Here is a 16,373-nt window from a genome sequence, read left to right on the forward strand (position 1 = left end):
CCCGCCTTGGTCCCGCTGGCTATTCTTGGCCCAGCCGCATGAAGCGGCCTTTTCCAGCGACAACGGAGCGTCCATGTCCCTAGCCCTCGTCCACAGCCGCGCCCAGGTAGGTGTGCAGGCACCAGCGGTCAGTGTAGAAACCCACCTGGCTAACGGCCTGCCCCATCTCACCCTGGTCGGCCTGCCAGAAACCACAGTCAAGGAAAGCAAGGACCGGGTACGCAGTGCCATCGTCAACTCCGGGCTGAACTACCCGCAGCGGCGCATTACCCAGAGCCTGGCCCCCGCCGACCTGCCCAAGGATGGCGGGCGCTACGACCTGGCCATTGCGCTGGGCATCCTTGCCGCCGACGGCCAGGTGCCAGCAGCCAGCCTCGCCGAGGTCGAGTGCCTGGGCGAACTGGCGTTGTCTGGCAAATTGCGTGCAGTGCAAGGCGTGCTGCCGGCGGCCCTGGCGGCACGCGAGGCGGGCCGGGCGCTGGTGGTGCCGCGGGAGAACGCCGAGGAAGCCAGCCTGGCCGGCGGGCTGGTGGTGTATGCCGTGGGACACCTGCTGGAGCTGGTCGCCCACCTGAACGGCCAGGTGCCGCTGCCGCCGTACGCGGCCAACGGCTTGATCCTGCAGCAACGCCCCTACCCCGACCTGAGCGAGGTGCAGGGCCAGCTGGCGGCCAAGCGCGCCTTGATGCTGGCGGCGGCTGGGGCGCACAACCTGTTGTTCACCGGGCCACCCGGCACCGGCAAGACCTTGCTCGCCAGCCGCCTGCCCGGGCTGCTGCCACCGCTGGACGAGCACGAGGCGCTGGAAGTGGCGGCCATCCAGTCGGTCAGCGGGCACGCACCGCTTAACAGCTGGCCGCAGCGACCGTTTCGCCACCCCCACCACTCCGCATCCGGCCCGGCATTGGTCGGTGGCAGCAGCCGGCCGCAACCGGGCGAAATCACCCTCGCCCACCATGGCGTGCTGTTTCTCGATGAGCTGCCAGAGTTCGAGCGCCGCGTGCTGGAAGTGCTGCGCGAGCCGCTGGAGTCGGGCGAAATCGTGATTGCCCGGGCCCGCGACAAGGTGCGTTTTCCGGCGCGCTTCCAGCTGGTGGCGGCGATGAACCCGTGCCCTTGCGGCTATCTGGGCGACCCGACTGGCCGCTGCCGCTGCAGCACCGAGCAGATCGCGCGTTACCGCAACAAGTTGTCCGGGCCGCTGCTGGACCGCATCGACCTGCACCTGACCGTGGCCCGCGAAAGCACCACGCTTAACAACCAGCCCTGTGGTGAGACCAGTGCCGATGTGGCCGCCAGGGTGGCGCAGGCGCGCGAGGTACAGCAGCGCCGCCAAGGGTGTGTGAATGCGTTTCTCGACCTTGAAGGGCTGCGTCGCCATTGCGGGCTGGCAGCGGTGGACCAGGCGTGGCTGGAGGGGGCCTGCGAGCGGTTGACCTTGTCGTTGCGGGCGGCGCACCGGTTATTGAAAGTGGCACGCACACTGGCGGACCTGGAGGGTTGCGAGGCGATTGGCCGGCCGCATCTGGCCGAGGCCCTGCAGTACCGGCCGGGGAGCAGTTAGATTGCCGGGGCTGCTTTGCAGCCCTTTCGCGACACAAGGCCGCTCCTACAACGAATCGCGATGCCACAGAGCATTGCGATCACCTGTAGGAGCGGCCTTGTGTCGCGAAAGGGCCGCAAAGCGGCCCCAAAATCCATCAGGCAACCCGATTTCGCCAGAACATACCGGAAACCGAATACGCCCCAGGCCCGGTCAATGCCAACCCGCCATAAAGCGCCACCAGCAACCAGGCAAATTGCCCCTGCTCCAGCGTCCAGTCCGGATGCACTACCAGCAGGGCCACCAGCAACACCGCCAGCACCGGCAGGCAAGCCAGGCGTGCAGCGATCCCAAGCAGCAGCAACAGCGGGCAAACCACCTCGGCAAAAACCGCCAGACCCAGGGTCAGCGGTGCGCCCAGGCCGAATGGGTCTTCGATACGCTGCAACTCCCCGCTCCAGTTCAGCAGCTTGGGCAGGCCGTGGATGAAGAGCAGCAGCAAGGCGGCCATTACCCGCATGAACAGCAGGCCGGTGGCGGTCAGGGTTAGGGATTGGGGGGCGAGGAAGGTTTTCAGGCGGGGCATGGCAAGGGCTCGCTAAACGATTACCACGGGAGCATTGCCCGATTCCCCGGTGATTGATTGCGCAAGTGTGCTGAGATGGAGGTTAAGGCTACTGGCCTCTTCGCGGGCACGCCCGCTCCCACAGGTATTGCACAGTTCTTGAGGCCAGTGCCGTACCTGTGGGAGCGGGCGTGCCCGCGAAAGGGCCGGCAAAGGCAGCACATCACTGCCCGCCAGCCAATGCCTCTTCAACCACCCTCAGCAACACCTCTTCAGAAAAAGGCTTGCCCAGGCAGGCCAGCGCCCCAAGGCTCATCGCCGAGTGCACCGCGCCATCATCCCAATGCGCCGACATGCAGACCACCGGCAACCGCCACTCCAGCCGCGCCAGCTCACGCTGCACGTCCAGCCCGCTCATCCCCGGCATTTTCAGGTCGAGCAACACACAACCGGCCTGCCGCGCCAGCTCCGACCCCAGGAACACATCCCCCGCAGCAAACGACAAGGTCTCGAACCCGGCCGAACGCAGCAGGTTGGCCAGGCTCTTGCGCACCGAAGCATCGTCGTCGACGATGCACACCCATCTGTTCATGCGCCGCCCAGGCCCTCAGGTCGTGCCCCGATAACGGTGTGCATGGCCACCAGTTCGACCAGCGAGCGGGACTGCATCTTGTTCATGATGTTCTTCTTGTGCACCTTGGTTGTCACTTCACTGGTGCCGATCTGCCTGGCGATCTGCTTGTGCGACAAGCCATCGACCACCAGCGAGAAAACCTCGCGCTCACGCGGGGTCAGGCGCTGGTACTTTTCCTCGACCTGCCGCGCGTGGCGCCATTTACGCCCATCGGCCACGGCCCTGCGCCGCACGGCCTGCAGCAGCGTCAGCAACTGGTCTTCGTCAAAAGGCTTGGTCAGGAACTCCACAGCACCGGCCCGCATGGCCTGCACCGTCATCGGGATTGTGCCGAAGCCCGTCATGAACACGATTGGCCAGGGGAGCGCCAGCCGGCGGAGCGCATCTTGCACCTCAAGCCCGGTGGTATCGGACAGGTGCATGTCCAACAGGAGGCAGGCATAGGGGGTTTCCAGGCGGGCGTCGAACAGCGCCTCGGCACTGGCAAACAGATGATGCGGGATATCCTGCGAGCGCAGCAGGCGGCCCAGCGCCGTGCGTACCGACGGGTCGTCGTCCACCACCAGCACCGGCACGTGAGTGCTGTCATCCAACGGTTCAAGGTTGTCGGCCCCGGCACACAGCGGCGATTGGCCCAGCCCATGGGAAGGGACATCGAAGCTGATTTCGGCGGCCAGGCGGTAGCCCCGGCGCGGCACGGTCTGGATCAGCCCGCGGTCGCCAAAGGCCTTGCGCAGCAACGACACCTGCACCTGCAGGTTGTTGTCCTCGACCACCGTGCCGGCCCACACCTGGCTGAACAGCTCGTCCTTGCCGACCACCCGGCCCTTGGCCTTGATCAGCGTGGCCAACACCTCGAATGCGCGCCCGCCCAGCAGCATCGGCTTACCGTCGAGAAACACTTCTCGCCGCTCCAGCGAAACCTGGGCATTGCCTAATCGGATCATGGCTTCCTCGCACGGGCACGGGCGTTTGCGCCGCCCCGGGCAGCCTAGGCCGACGCACACATTGAGACAATTATCCTGAGGGATAGGTTGGCCCAAGCACTATACAAGTGCCGGTCGGCCCTCAGGGTACGATAACGGACAACAGCGTGCCCGTTCCTGCCAAGCGGGCTGCAAGCCGCATCCGTACTGGGCTCGCTGCGTATACTCGCGCGTCAGGATGTCGCTGCCAGGGGTGCCAGATGCTTGATGAACGCCTCGCTCACAGGCCCATCGATTTTGACCAGTCGATCGACGAGGGCTGGCTGAACCGGTGCCATATCACACCGCTGGGCCAGGAAGGCGAGCTCAGCTACTTCCGCCTGCGCGACGCCGTCACCGGCCAGTCCTGGATCGCTGCGCGCGCTCCCCTCGAAGCACCCGCCGCCTGCCAGCGCCTGGAGCGTGACTACCAACTGCAGCTGGACCCGCAGTGGGCGGTAGTCCCCTCGGCGTTCGTGCGCTCAGCCGAAGGCCCGCTGCTGGTTTACCCGGCCGGCTACTCCATCGCCGACCTGCTGATCGAAGGCCCGGCGGCCCTGGCGCCATTTCTCGATATCGCGGTGAACGCCGCCACGGCCCTGGCCCTGGCCCACGAACGCAACGTGCTGCATGGCGCCCTCCAGCCCGAGCATGTGTGCCTGCAAGGCAACCAGCGGGTGCGCCTGGGCTGCTTTCGCGCAGGCCCGGCACAGCTGATCGGCGAACAGGGCACACCGCTCGGCAACTGGTCCTACCTGGCGCCGGAGCAGGTTTGCCCGCACGGCAGCAGCAGCGACCGGCGTAGCGACATCTATGCCCTGGGCGCAATCCTTTACCAACTGCTGCTGGGCGAGCTGCCGCTGGCCGGGCGCGATACCCAACACTGGCGCCAGCTGCATGCCGGCGTGCAGCCAAGGGCAGCCTGCGAAGTGGACAGCAACGTGCCGCAACCGCTGAGCCGGATCCTGGCCAAGGCCCTGGCCAAAGAACCGGACGCCCGATACCAGAGCGCACGCGCCCTGGCAGTAGACCTCGCCCACTGCCAGCGGCAATGGGCCAGCAGCAAGACCATGGCAGCTTTCACCCCCGGTTGCGCCGACCCGGTCGCGCCCAACCGCACGCGCCTGTATGGCCGCAGCGCAGAGCAAAAGGCCATCGCCCTGATGCTCAAGGGCCTGCGCCGCGATAGCACACCCCATGCGCTGTTCATCAACGGTGCCGCCGGCATGGGCAAGTCGAGCCTGGTCGAGGCAGCGCTGAAGAGCAATGCCCACGGCTACTGGGCCATCGGCAAGTGCAACAGCCTGGGCCAGGCCGTACCCTATGCGCCTTGGGTGGAGATCCTCGGCGCGTTGACCAACCAGCTGCTGGCAAAGAACAGCCATGACCTCGACACGCTACGCCGCGAGATCTTGCGCCGCATCAAAGGCCACGGCCGGTTGCTGGGCAAGCTGGCGCCTGACCTGCAATTGATCCTCGGCCCGTTGCCCGCGCTGCCAGCAAAACCCACGCGCCTCGCGCTGCAGAAGGAGTTACGGGCGATCGTTGAATTCCTGCAGGTGTTCAGCCGCCCAGGCCAGCCACTGGTGCTGTTTCTCGATGACATGCAGTGGGCCGACGACGCCACGCAGCAGTTGCTGGGACAGCTGCTCGCACAGGCGCCCGAAAACCTGTTGCTGATCTTTGCCCGGCGCACTGACGTACAAGCCAGCAGTGCACCACCCGCCCTGTCCGCAGCCGTGCGCAGCACCACCCTGAACCTGCGCCCGCTGGCCGTTGGCGCGGTGGCCGAGTTGATCAGCGAACGCTACCACGTCGGCCCCGACCAGACCTTGCAACTGGCCGAACTGGTGCACGACAAGACCGCCGGCAATCCGTTTTTCATCAACCAGATCCTCAGGGCCATGGTCGAGGACCAGTTGTTCACCTTCGACACCCAGGCCATGCGCTGGTCGTGGTGCCTGCAGGCCGTGGCCCGGCACCGCTATTCCGACAATGTCGCCGACCTGATGGTCCACCGCCTGGTGCGCCTGCCCGCGCCCCAGCGCGACGTACTGCGCATCGTCAGCGCAGCAGGCAGCCGATGCGATGAAAGCTTGCTCCACCGGGTCCTTGCACAAGCGCCGGGTGAACCGTTGCAGGCCTTGATTGGCGCGGGCTTCCTGCTGCCGAGCCAGAAAGGCCTGGGCTTTGCCCATGACCGGGTGATGGAAGCGGCTTATCAACTGACGCCCGTGCGCGAGCGCGAATCGCTGCATGCGCGCATTGCCCAGGCCATGCTGCAAACCTGGCCAGAGCATTTACACGACGTGCTTTTCGAGGTTGCCCATCAACTGCAACGCGCCAGCCCACGCGGGTTTGCAGCGGATGACTGCGAAGTGTTCCTGCAGCTTTTACGTGAAGCGGCATTGCGCGCGCGCGACAGCGGCGCCTTTGCACAGGCTGCGGGTTACCTGCACACGGCCGAACAGCTGCTGCACCACGGCAGCACGCTGGAAAGCCGCGCCACGCATGGCTTTGCCATCGCCTGCATGGCAGCGGAGTGCGACATGCAACTGTCGCGCATGGCTGCGGCCGAGGCCCAGCTCAGCGAGTGCCGCCAGCGCGCACGTTCGGCGCTGGATCGGGCGCGGCTGTGCCAGTTGCAGGCCCGTCTGTTCACCTTGCAAAGCGACTATCAGGCGGCCATCGACAGCGCCTTGTCAGGCCTGGAACTGCTGGGTATCCGCCTGGCACGCGGCGTCGACCGGCAACAGGTAGAAGCCAGCCATGCCCGTGTGCTGGCCATGATCGAACAAAAGGGCCGCCACTGCCTGGAGTCGCTGCCACGTACCGACTCGGAGCAAGTGGCGGTGGCGATCGGCCTGCTGGCCACGCTGTCGTCATCGTTCTTCCTGCAGGACGACCTCGGTTTCCTGCACCTGGCCAAGCTCATGGAGTTGTCGCTGCTGCATGGCGTTGCCCCAGGCAGCACTTACGGCCTGGCCTGGTTCGGGGTGATGATCGCCGAGCGTTTCGGCGCCTACCACGACGGCCATGCCTATTGCCTGGCTGCGCTGAAGCTGGTCGAGCGGCACGGTTTCGAGGTTGACCTGACCAGCGCGCTGCTGGCCCTGGACCAGGTCAGCGCCTGGACCTCGCCGATGGAGTTCGCCCGCCGCACCGCGCTGGAAGCGGTCGACTCGGCGCGCCTGAGCGGCGACCTGGCGATGGGCTGCTATGCCCACAACCATCTGGTCTCCGACTCGTTGTTCATGGGCCGCTATCTGCCGGACGTAGCACAGGAAGTGCAACAGGGCCTGGCCACCGTTCGCCGGTGCGGCTACAGCGATATCGAACAGATCCTGCAGGCCCAGCAAGCCTTCGTCGCGAACCTGAGCGGCGCAGCCTGCGTGGCCTGCGTGGCCTCGACCACGCCGGTCAACTCAGCGACCACGCTGTTCTTCCGGCACCTGTTCACGGGCATGTCCGCCTTCTACCTTGGCAATATCCCACACGCCATGCGCCACCTGGCCAAGGCCGGTGACAACGCCTGGGCGGCGCCTGCGCATATCAACCTCGCCGACTACCACCTGTTCCACGGCCTGGCCCTGGGCAGCCCGGAGGCGCCCGCCAGCCTGGCCGACAAGCTGAGCGAGCTGCGGGGCTTGCGTGAGCGCTTCAGTCGCTGGGCCGGCTTCAACCCGGCGACCTTCCGCAACAAGCTGCTGCTGATTGAAGGCGTCATTGCCAAGCTTGAAGGTGACGGCCTGGCCGCCATCCGTTGCTTCGACCAGGCGCAGATCGCCGCCACCGCAGCCGGCTTCATCCACGAGCAGGCCCTGGCCCATGAACAGCTGGCCGAGGTATGCATCCCCAGCGGCCTGATTTCCGGCGCCAACCTGCACCTGCGCATCGCCCGCGACTGCTTTCATATCTGGGGTGCAACAGGCAAGGTGCACCAGCTGGAGACCTTGCACCCGTTCCTGCGCACCCAGCCCATCCAGGAAACCTACCGCGCCACCCACCAGGCCAAGCTCGACCTGGAAGCCGGTATCGAAGCCGCGCGCGCGCTGTCCGAGGAAGTGCTGCTCGAAGGCCTGATCGAAACCCTGATGGGCCACCTGACCCAGCATTCCGGCGCCGACCACGGCGCGCTGCTGATCGTCAGCGGTGCCGAATTCCAGATGGCCGCCCTCGCCTACATCGACGATGCCGGGTTGCACGTCAGCATGGACAACTGCCAGAAGTTCATGACCCAGGCACCGCTGTCGATCATCAACACCACCATGCGCACGCGCAAACCGCTGGTGCTCAACGATGCCCGAAGCGATTGCCCCGAGGCCTTCCGCCAGGAGCTGCAAGCGCGCAACGCACGGTCGGTGCTGTGCCTGCCGCTGGTGATCCAGGGCGTGTTGATCGGCCTGGTGTACCTGGAAAACCGCCTGGTACCCAACCTGTTCGGCAGCCAGCGCCTGGCCATGCTGGAAATCCTCGCCTCGCAGGCGGCGGTTTCGCTGCAGACCGCCAAGTTCTACACACGCCTGGCCGAAGACAACCAGAGCCGCGCGCAGATGGAAGCCGAACTGCGCCGCTCACGGGCGGAACTGGCGCGCAGTGCGCACCTGCAGGTGATGAACGAGCTGTCGGCGTCCATCGCCCACGAGATCAGCCAGCCGCTGCTGGGCATCACCTCCAACGCCGCCGCCAGCCTGCGCTGGCTGAAGCGCGCCAAGCCCGACCTGGAAGAGGCGATTGCCGGCCTGGAGGACATCCGCAACGACAGCGAGCGTGCCGCCAACATCGTGCGTGCACTGCGCTCGCTGGCCAAGCAGTCGCCGATGCAGCTCAAGGCCGTGAAGCTGGACGAGCTGATCCGCGAGGTGGTGCGTCTGACTTCGGCCGATGCCGCCAAGGGCACGGTGGACGTGCAGACACGCTTGCAAGCGGGGGTGAGCGTAATGGCCGACCCGGTGCAGTTGCAGCAGTTGGTGTTCAACCTGATCACCAATGGCCTGGAGGCGCTGGCGGGGTATCGCAGTGATGGCGTGCTGCGGATTGCGTCGACGGTGGTGGGGAACGGGGTGGAGATCTGTGTGGACGATAACGGGCCAGGGATCGCACCCGAGGAACGGGAGCAGGTGTTCGGGGCGTTCTACACCACCAAGAGCGGTGGCATGGGGATGGGGCTGGCGATCTGCAGTTCGGTGGTGCAGGCCCATGGCGGGCAGTTGCAGGCGCTGGTGTCTGAGTTGGGTGGATGTCGGATTCGCTTCACTCTGCCTGTGAACCCTGCTTAGCCTGTACCGGCCTCTTCGCGGGCACGCCCGCTCCCACAGGGACCTCATTGGCTTTGGGGCTGAGGTATCCCTGTGGGAGCGGGCGTGCCCGCGAAGAGGCCGGTACAGGTTTACATCAACGCGAGGTCAACGCCGAATAGCTGTTCATCAAGTTGCGGTAGTTAGGAATGCGCTGCGACAGCAGGTTACCCAACCCTTCGATGTCATTGCGCCAGTCGCGGTGCAGCTCACAGGCCACCGAGAACCAGTTCATCATCTGCGCGCCCGCCTGGGTCATGCGCACCCACGCCGCCTGTTGCACCGTCTCGTTGAAGGTACCCGAAGCATCGGTCACCACGAACACTTCAAAGCCTTCAGCCAGTGCCGACAAGGTCGGGAAAGCCACGCACACATCGGTCACCACACCGGCGATGATCAGCTGCTTGCGGCCGGTCGCCTTGATGGCCTTGACGAAATCTTCGTTGTCCCAGGCGTTGATCTGGCCTGGGCGGGCAATGTACGGCGCGTCCGGGAACATCTCTTTCAGCTCGGGCACCAGCGGGCCGTTCGGGCCTTGTTCGAAGCTGGTGGTGAGAATGGTCGGCAGGCCGAAGAACTTGGCCAGGTCACCCAGGGCCAGCACGTTGTTCTTGAACTCGTTGGGCGAGAAGTCCTGCACCAGCGAGATCAGGCCGGTCTGGTGATCCACCAGCAGGACCACGGCGTCGTCTTTGTTCAAGCGCTTGTAATCGGGTTGGCTCATGGGGTGACTCCTTGGGTTGGGAATACGGGCCGGCACTGTCCGCAAGGGCTTATACCGGTGGATAGATTCGGCTTAAGGAATGGCCTGCGCCTGGCGCCAGGCCTTGGGCGGCTGGCCAACCAGGCGGCTGAAGGCGCGGGTGAAATGGGCCTGGTCGCAAAAGCCGCACTCCAGGCTCACATGGGTGATCGGTACCTCGGTGGCGAGCAGGCGCTTGGCTTTTTCCATGCGCGCCAACAGGCGCCAGGCCTGGGGCGAGAGGCCAGTGTTGACCTTGAAGGCACGGGAGAAATGGCTGCGGGTGAGGTTGCACACGCCAGCGATCTCGATGATCGACAGCGAACTGCGCAGCATCAGTTCCTTGGCCTGACGCAAGCGTGCGGGCGTCAGTGCGCCGGTGGTTTGCAGCGGCTCCTGGGGCGTGCCGGGGTGCATGGCGACTCTCCTGTTGAATACGGAAAGTCTCGCCCCCGGCACATGACAAAGTCCTGAGCCAAACCTGAATTGTTCTTAATTGTGCGCAGCGGTATACCGTAAGATGCACGCTGTACTCAGCTACCGAGCGAAGAAGCATGCAGGTAACCGCTCACCGCACCGTGGCCATGGTGCTGTTCAACGACGTGCTGTTGCTGGACGTCGTCGGCCCGATGGATGCATTTGCCATCGCCAACCGGTTTTTGCCTGAAGAGCGGCAATACCGGCTGCTCACCCTGGCCGAAGGGCAAACAGCGGTGCGCGGGTCATGCGGGCTGAAAGTGGTGGCAGACCTGCGCCTGGAAGACTTGCCAGAAGCCGTCGACCTGTTGCTGGTACCCGGCGGCCCGGGGGCGTATGACATCGCCGTGCCAGCGCTGGAACGCTGGTTGCCACAGGCAGTGCGCAGTGCCAGGCGCTTTGGTGCCATCTGCACCGGGGTATTCCTGCTGGGCCGGGCCGGGCTGCTGGACGGCTACCGCTGCACCACCCACTGGAACTACGTGGAGCGCCTGGCGCAGGCGTTCCCCGAGGCCAAGGTCGAGACCGAGCAGATCTACGTGATCGACCGCTGCCTGATCACCTCGGGCGGGATCACCGCAGGGATCGACCTGGCGCTGGCGGTGGTGGCCGAGGACCACGGCAAGGCGCTGGCCCTGGAAGTGGCCAAGGTGCTGTTGGTCGCCCGCCATCGCCAGGGCGGGCAAACGCCGTACGGGCCGTTGCTGGCAGCGATCCCGCGTGATGATTCGCCCATTGCCCGGGTACAGGCGCACATCGTCGATCATATCGAGCAGGCACTCACCGTGCAGAAGATGGCCGACCTGGTGGCCATGAGCAGCCGTAATTTCGCCCGCACGTTCCAGCGCGAGGTGGGGATAACGCCGTTGCAGTATTTGCAGAATGCGCGGATCGACCGGGCGCGCAAGCTGCTGGAAGGCAGCGACTTGCCGTTGAAAGTGGTGGCGGCGCAGTGCGGCTTTGGCAGCGACCGGCATTTGCGCAAGGTGTTCTGTGAGCGCATTGGCATGACGCCGGCGCAGTATCGGGCGCAGTTTGGTGGCGATGAATAGTTAGATCGGCGCCGCCTTCTTCGCGGGCATGCCCGCTCCCACAGAGATAACACAGGCCTGACGGGCTGTGCCGTACCTGTGGGAGCGGGCGCGCCCGCGAAGAGGCCGGCACAGGTTGTCTCATTTTCCGGGACAATCTTTCTCCCCGAAAGCAGATTGTCTAGCAACCCCACATTCCCCAGAATCGTCGGCCAAACTGTTCAAACGCTGCCCCGGCAGCTCATGGAGTAAGAGCCAATGCCACACGAAGGCAGCCTTCTGCAAACCGCGGTGATCTTTCTGCTTGCCGCAGTCGTCGCAGTCCCCCTGGCCAAGCGCCTGCAACTGGGCGCTGTGCTTGGCTACCTGCTGGCCGGTGTAGCCATCGGCCCGCAAGCGCTTGGCCTGATCCGCGACACCGAAAGCGTGGCGCATATTTCCGAGCTGGGCGTGGTCCTGCTGCTGTTCATCATTGGCCTGGAACTGTCACCCAAACGCCTGTGGCTGATGCGCAAGTCGGTGTTCGGTGTGGGTACCGCCCAGGTGCTGCTGACCGGCGCGCTGATCGGCGCAATTGCCCTGTTCGGCTTCAGCCAGACACTGCCAGCAGCCATCGTGCTTGGCCTGGGCCTGGCGCTGTCCTCCACCGCCCTGGGCCTGCAGAGTCTGGCCGAAAGCAAGCAGCTCAACGCCCCGCACGGCCGCCTGGCGTTCGCCATTCTGCTGTTCCAGGACATCGCCGCCATCCCGCTGATCGCCTTGGTGCCGCTATTGGCCGCCAGTGGCCCGGACACCGGCCATGGCGACAGCCTGCAACACGGCCTGAAGGTATTCGCCAGCATCGCCGTGGTGATCGTCGGCGGCCGCTACCTGCTGCGCCCGGTGTTCCGCACCGTGGCCCGCACCGGCCTGCCGGAAGTGTCCACCGCCACCGCGCTGCTGGTGGTAATCGGTACGGCCTGGCTGATGGAAGAAGCCGGCATCTCCATGGCCCTTGGCGCCTTCCTCGCCGGCCTGCTGTTGGCCGACTCGGAATACCGCCACGAGCTGGAATCGCAGATCGAACCGTTCAAAGGCCTGCTGCTGGGGCTGTTCTTCATCAGCGTGGGCATGGGCGCCAACCTGCGCCTGCTGCTGGACATGCCGCTGGTGGTGCTGGGCCTGACCCTGCTGCTGGTGGCGGTAAAGCTAGCGCTGCTGATAGGCGTCGGGCGCCTGGTCGGTGGCCTGAACAGCGCCAGCGCCCTGCGCCTGGGCATGGTGCTGGCGGCGGGTGGCGAGTTCGCCTTCGTGGTGTTCAAGCTGGGCAAGGACCAAGGGCTGTTCGACACCCAGACCTACGACCTGCTGCTGCTGACCATTACCCTGTCGATGGCCATTACCCCGCTGCTGATGCTGGGTTGCGCCCGCGCCCTCAAACGCCCGCAACCGGCGCGTGAAGTGCCCGAGCAGTACAAGCAGATCCAGACTGATACGCCGCGGGTGGTGATCGTCGGCATGGGCCGCATGGGCCAGATCGTCGCGCGCATCCTGCGGGCACAGAAGATCCCGTTCATTGCCTTGGAAACTTCGGTGGACACCATCGAGATGACCCGCATGTTCGAACAGGTGCCGGTGTTCTACGGCGACCCGCTGCGCCCCGAGGTGCTGCACGCCGCCAAGGTGGGTGAGGCGGAGTATTTCATCATCACCATCGATGACCCTGAAGCGGCCATTCATACCGCCGAACGGGTGAAACGCCTGTACCCACACCTGAAGGTGTTGGCCCGGGCGCGTAACCGCCAGCATGTGCACAAATTGGTGGACGCAGGCGCCGAGCCCATTCGCGAGACGTTCTACTCCAGCCTGGAAATGACCCGCAGGGCGCTGGTGGGGTTGGGCTTGAGCGATGAACAGGCGGCGGACCGTATTGCGCGGTTTACCCAGCATGACGAAGAAGTGCTGGTGGCCCAGGGGCAAGTGCGCGATGACCGGGCCAAGGTGATGCAGACGGCCAAGGAGGCACGGGTGGAGCTGGAGCGGTTGTTTGATTCGGATGCGGATTGAGGGGCTTTGGCGTACGCCTTGAGGGTTGTGGCGCCTATGAGATCGAGCGCCGCCCGCGCGGCGCTTCGCGGGACAAGCCCGCTCCCACATCTGTTTCGGGCCAATTATTCCTGTGCCAAAGGCGCGCGCCCCCTTGGAACATGACTGGAGATTGATAAAAAGCTACTGCGTCGCCTTCGACATCGAATGGAACAAACAAGGCGGACAGAGGTGAACCAACAGGAGGGATTGGCCAGAAACAGATGTGGGAGCGGGCTTGTCCCGCGAAGCGCCGCGCGGGCGGCGCTCGATCTCACAGGCGCCAAAAACCTATCGCCTGGCACCTGGAGGCCATCCTGCAACCTCCTGACGATCACCTCGCCGCCATTACGCGCACCCAAAAAAACCACCACAGAATCGTCCGATTCTCAGCAAGGTCCTACTTCCCGGCCAACCATTTCCTACGTTAACGCCGCCCCCAAGGATTTATCCTACACACCGTGTCGACGCCCGTCTGATTGTCCGGGGAAGGCCTGCTCTCTAGGCTAACCGGGTCGCTGTCGGTTCAGCGATCGGGTGTGGAAACCCGGATGTGATGAAGGGCTGCCGTTATGGCAGTTGTGCGCGTGAGGCCGTTTGGCCTACCGGCTTGCCTTCTCACCGGTTTTCCACCCCGCGCACAACTGCCGCCTTCTGCGTGGAAACGGGTGGTTGCAGTTCAATCCTAGAGAGAAGGAATTGCCATGAAAAGAATCGTCCCCGATCCACCCCTCCCCAACACCACACAACGCCCTTTCAGCCGCTGCGATGCCGGCCATCCCCCATTGTTCACCGTAAACCCAGGCGTCTCCGCCCACGACGCCTTGGTACATGTCGCCCAGTACCTGCGCGGTGCCTATGACTGTGGCTACAAAGCCCTGGAGCATCTGGATGAGACAGGCAAAAGCCTGTTCTGGAGCAACCTAAACTCACTCGAAATGGCAGAAGGGCTGGTTGAGGCACTGCTGGATGGGATTGAGTCACAGCCCATGAATTGATGCCGCCTGTACCGGCCTCTTCGCGGGACAAGCCCGCTCCCACAGGTACGTCACAATGCCTGAGCGCTGTGATGTACTTGTGGGAGCGGGCTTGTCCCGCGAAGAGGCCGGAACAGCAAACAAAAAAGGCCGGCTCCCTACAGAGGGAGCCGGCCTTTTTGCATACTGCTACTGGTTGATTACTTCCCCGCAGTCAACGCGTTGTAGCTGGTCATCAAATTCCGATAATCCGGAATGTGGTTGGAGCACAGCGCAGCCAGCCCTTCAACATCGTTGCGCCAGTCGCGGTGCAGCTCGCAGGCCACGCCGAACCAGGTCATCAGCTGGGCACCTGCCTGGCTCATGCGGTCATGGGCGGCATCGCGGGTCATTTCGTTGAAGGTGCCGGACGCATCAGTCACCACGAACACGTCGAACTCTTCTTCCAGCGCCGACAGTGCCGGGAAGGCTACGCAGACCTCAGTCACCACACCGGCAATGATCAGCTGCTTCTTGCCAGTGGCCTTCACCGCCTTGACGAAGTCTTCGTTGTCCCAGGCGTTGATCTGGCCTGGGCGGGCGATGTACGGGGCATCCGGGAACAGCGCTTTCAGTTCCGGCACCAGCGGGCCGTTGGGGCCTTGCTCGAAGCTGGTGGTGAGGATGGTTGGCAGGTTGAAGAACTTGGCCAGGTCAGCCAGGGCCAGTACGTTGTTCTTGAACTTGTCCGGCTCGATGTCGCGCACCAGGGACAGCAGGCCCGCCTGGTGGTCGACCAGCAGTACGGCAGCGTCGTCTTTGTTCAGGCGGTTGTAGGTGAATTTGCTCATGGTCTGTGCTCCTAAGGGTTATGAATTTTTCAGCAAACCGGGGTGTTTCGCGTTGATGGGCACAGATTAAAATCATCACCTTTGCTGCACTAGACTGCGAAAACCGTCCTTAGCGTTCCGTTTGGAGAACGATCATTGGAAGACCTCAACTCCCTCTACTACTTCACCCAAGTTGTGGAGCACGGCGGCTTCGCCCCGGCCGGGCGGGCGCTGGACATGCCCAAGTCGAAACTCAGCCGGCGCATCGCCGACCTTGAAGAACGCCTGGGCGTGCGCCTGCTGCACCGCACCAGCCGGCACTGCTCGCTGACCGAAATCGGCCAGGCCTACTACAACCGCTGCCTGGCCATGCGCGTGGAGGCCGAGGGCGCGGCGGAAATCATCGAGCGCAACCGCAGCGAGCCACGCGGGCTGGTGCGCATCAGTTGCCCGACCACCCTGCTCAACTCCTGGGTCGGGCCGATGCTGACCCGCTACATGCTCAAGTACCCCCAGGTGGAGCTGTTCATCGAGAGCACGAACCGCCGCGTCGACCTGCTGCACGAGGGCTTCGACATTGCCCTGCGGGTGCGCTTTCCGCCGCTGGAAAACACCGACATGGTGATGAAGGTGCTGAGCAACAGCACCCAGTGCCTGGTCGGCCAGCCGCACTACCTGGAGCAACTGCCCAAGGGCTTCGACCCGCAGCTGCTCGGCACGCTGCCGAGCCTGCATTGGGGCAGTGCCCAGCGTGAGTACCAGTGGGAACTGTTCCAGGGTGAGGACAACAGCCGCAGCATCGTCATCCCGCATACACCGCGCATGGTGACTGACGACCTGTTTGCCCTGCGCCATTTCGTGGTGGCCGGGGTGGGGATTGCGCACTTGCCGCGGGTGGCGGTGCGCGAGGACCTGGCTTCGGGGCGCCTGGTGGAATTGCTGCCTGAGTGGCACCCGCGTTGCGGCATCGTGCATGCGATCTTCCCGTCGCGGCGCGGGTTGCTGCCCTCGGTGCGGGCATTGATTGATCATCTGGCTGAGGAGTTTGCCATCAGCGACATGGCTTGATGCCTGGGTTGCCTGCACCGGCCTCTTCGCGGGCATGCCCGCTCCCACAGGTATTGCACAGGGCTCGGGGCGGGTGCTGACCCTGTGGGAGCGGGCGCGCCCGCGAAGAGGCCGGCACAGGTAAAGCAGCTCCCCCCAGCACACCCTTACAAGACCCCTGACCTATCCTTGCCCCACAGTCCCGGATCATCCCCCCCGGAG

General features: G+C 64.6%; 12 protein-coding genes. 6 read left to right on the forward strand and 6 right to left on the reverse strand.

What is annotated here, in order from left to right; all coding sequences use genetic code 11:
• Window positions 1-73 precede the first annotated feature (73 nt).
• Window positions 74-1,564 carry a YifB family Mg chelatase-like AAA ATPase gene (locus AK81_RS10975; protein WP_043198985.1) on the forward strand — a complete coding sequence of 497 codons (1,491 nt, stop codon included), beginning with the start codon at window positions 74-76 and terminating at the stop codon, window positions 1,562-1,564.
• A gap of 136 nt (window positions 1,565-1,700) precedes the next feature.
• On the opposite strand, the gene AK81_RS10980 is transcribed toward AK81_RS10975, so the two are convergent.
• From AK81_RS10980 to AK81_RS10990, 3 genes are all read right to left on the reverse strand, one after another.
• Window positions 1,701-2,129, reverse strand: coding sequence for a DoxX family protein (locus tag AK81_RS10980; protein ID WP_050491863.1), 429 nt, complete (start codon window positions 2,127-2,129; stop codon window positions 1,701-1,703).
• 202 nt (window positions 2,130-2,331) lie between these two features.
• Window positions 2,332-2,700, reverse strand: a complete 369-nt coding sequence (locus AK81_RS10985; RefSeq protein WP_193393755.1) for a response regulator transcription factor — start codon at window positions 2,698-2,700, stop codon at window positions 2,332-2,334.
• Window positions 2,697-3,689, reverse strand: coding sequence for a response regulator (locus AK81_RS10990; protein WP_043198989.1), 993 nt, complete (start codon window positions 3,687-3,689; stop codon window positions 2,697-2,699). The genes AK81_RS10985 and AK81_RS10990 overlap by 4 nt, the downstream gene beginning before the upstream one ends.
• Window positions 3,690-3,928: 239 nt before the next feature.
• On the opposite strand from AK81_RS10990, the gene AK81_RS10995 reads away from it, so the two are divergent.
• Window positions 3,929-8,986 (forward strand): trifunctional serine/threonine-protein kinase/ATP-binding protein/sensor histidine kinase, encoded by a 5,058-nt coding sequence (locus tag AK81_RS10995; RefSeq protein ID WP_043198990.1) that lies wholly within the window; start codon window positions 3,929-3,931, stop codon window positions 8,984-8,986.
• A 115-nt stretch (window positions 8,987-9,101) separates the two neighbouring features.
• On the opposite strand, the gene ycaC (AK81_RS11000) is transcribed toward AK81_RS10995, so the two are convergent.
• Together ycaC (AK81_RS11000) and AK81_RS11005 are read right to left on the reverse strand one after the other, a co-directional pair.
• Window positions 9,102-9,728, reverse strand: coding sequence for an isochorismate family cysteine hydrolase YcaC (gene ycaC, locus AK81_RS11000; RefSeq protein WP_043198991.1), 627 nt, complete (start codon window positions 9,726-9,728; stop codon window positions 9,102-9,104).
• A 72-nt stretch (window positions 9,729-9,800) separates the two neighbouring features.
• Window positions 9,801-10,163, reverse strand: a complete 363-nt coding sequence (locus tag AK81_RS11005) for a helix-turn-helix domain-containing protein (RefSeq protein WP_043198992.1) — start codon at window positions 10,161-10,163, stop codon at window positions 9,801-9,803.
• A gap of 137 nt (window positions 10,164-10,300) precedes the next feature.
• Here AK81_RS11005 and AK81_RS11010 point away from each other — a divergent pair, with 137 nt between their 5' ends.
• The 3 genes from AK81_RS11010 to AK81_RS11020 all read left to right on the forward strand — a co-directional run bounded on the left by AK81_RS11010 (window position 10,301) and on the right by AK81_RS11020 (window position 14,316).
• A complete protein-coding gene (locus AK81_RS11010) occupies window positions 10,301-11,275 on the forward strand; it encodes a GlxA family transcriptional regulator (RefSeq protein ID WP_043198993.1) in 975 nt (324 codons plus the stop codon).
• Window positions 11,276-11,512: 237 nt separating this feature from the next.
• The gene (locus AK81_RS11015) at window positions 11,513-13,300 is read left to right on the forward strand and encodes a monovalent cation:proton antiporter-2 (CPA2) family protein (protein WP_043198995.1); all 1,788 of its coding nucleotides are present in this window, start codon (window positions 11,513-11,515) and stop codon (window positions 13,298-13,300) included.
• Between the two features lie 722 nt (window positions 13,301-14,022).
• Complete coding sequence (locus tag AK81_RS11020) at window positions 14,023-14,316, forward strand: hypothetical protein (protein ID WP_043198996.1); 294 nt, start codon at window positions 14,023-14,025, stop codon at window positions 14,314-14,316.
• Window positions 14,317-14,495: 179 nt separating this feature from the next.
• Here the strand turns inward: AK81_RS11020 and ycaC (AK81_RS11025) are convergent, their stop codons facing one another.
• Complete coding sequence (gene ycaC, locus AK81_RS11025) at window positions 14,496-15,125, reverse strand: isochorismate family cysteine hydrolase YcaC (RefSeq protein ID WP_012274792.1); 630 nt, start codon at window positions 15,123-15,125, stop codon at window positions 14,496-14,498.
• 135 nt (window positions 15,126-15,260) lie between these two features.
• Here ycaC (AK81_RS11025) and AK81_RS11030 point away from each other — a divergent pair, with 135 nt between their 5' ends.
• A complete protein-coding gene (locus AK81_RS11030; RefSeq protein WP_043198997.1) occupies window positions 15,261-16,172 on the forward strand; it encodes a LysR substrate-binding domain-containing protein in 912 nt (303 codons plus the stop codon).
• The last annotated feature ends 201 nt before the right edge of the window (window positions 16,173-16,373 follow it).

It is taken from the genome of Pseudomonas putida W15Oct28, assembly GCF_000708715.2.
GTDB lineage: Bacteria > Pseudomonadota > Gammaproteobacteria > Pseudomonadales > Pseudomonadaceae > Aquipseudomonas > Aquipseudomonas putida_R.

What these genes read in the sequence shown, in the direction of transcription:
- AK81_RS10975 (WP_043198985.1), top strand. Translation starts at nt 74, where the DNA reads ATGTCCCTAGCCCTCGTCCACAGCCGCGCCCAGGTAGGTGTGCAGGCA.
- AK81_RS10980 (WP_050491863.1), bottom strand. Translation starts at nt 2,129, where the DNA reads ATGCCCCGCCTGAAAACCTTCCTCGCCCCCCAATCCCTAACCCTGACC.
- AK81_RS10985 (WP_193393755.1), bottom strand. Translation starts at nt 2,700, where the DNA reads ATGAACAGATGGGTGTGCATCGTCGACGACGATGCTTCGGTGCGCAAG.
- AK81_RS10990 (WP_043198989.1), bottom strand. Translation starts at nt 3,689, where the DNA reads ATGATCCGATTAGGCAATGCCCAGGTTTCGCTGGAGCGGCGAGAAGTG.
- AK81_RS10995 (WP_043198990.1), top strand. Translation starts at nt 3,929, where the DNA reads ATGCTTGATGAACGCCTCGCTCACAGGCCCATCGATTTTGACCAGTCG.
- ycaC (WP_043198991.1), bottom strand. Translation starts at nt 9,728, where the DNA reads ATGAGCCAACCCGATTACAAGCGCTTGAACAAAGACGACGCCGTGGTC.
- AK81_RS11005 (WP_043198992.1), bottom strand. Translation starts at nt 10,163, where the DNA reads ATGCACCCCGGCACGCCCCAGGAGCCGCTGCAAACCACCGGCGCACTG.
- AK81_RS11010 (WP_043198993.1), top strand. Translation starts at nt 10,301, where the DNA reads ATGCAGGTAACCGCTCACCGCACCGTGGCCATGGTGCTGTTCAACGAC.
- AK81_RS11015 (WP_043198995.1), top strand. Translation starts at nt 11,513, where the DNA reads ATGCCACACGAAGGCAGCCTTCTGCAAACCGCGGTGATCTTTCTGCTT.
- AK81_RS11020 (WP_043198996.1), top strand. Translation starts at nt 14,023, where the DNA reads ATGAAAAGAATCGTCCCCGATCCACCCCTCCCCAACACCACACAACGC.
- ycaC (WP_012274792.1), bottom strand. Translation starts at nt 15,125, where the DNA reads ATGAGCAAATTCACCTACAACCGCCTGAACAAAGACGACGCTGCCGTA.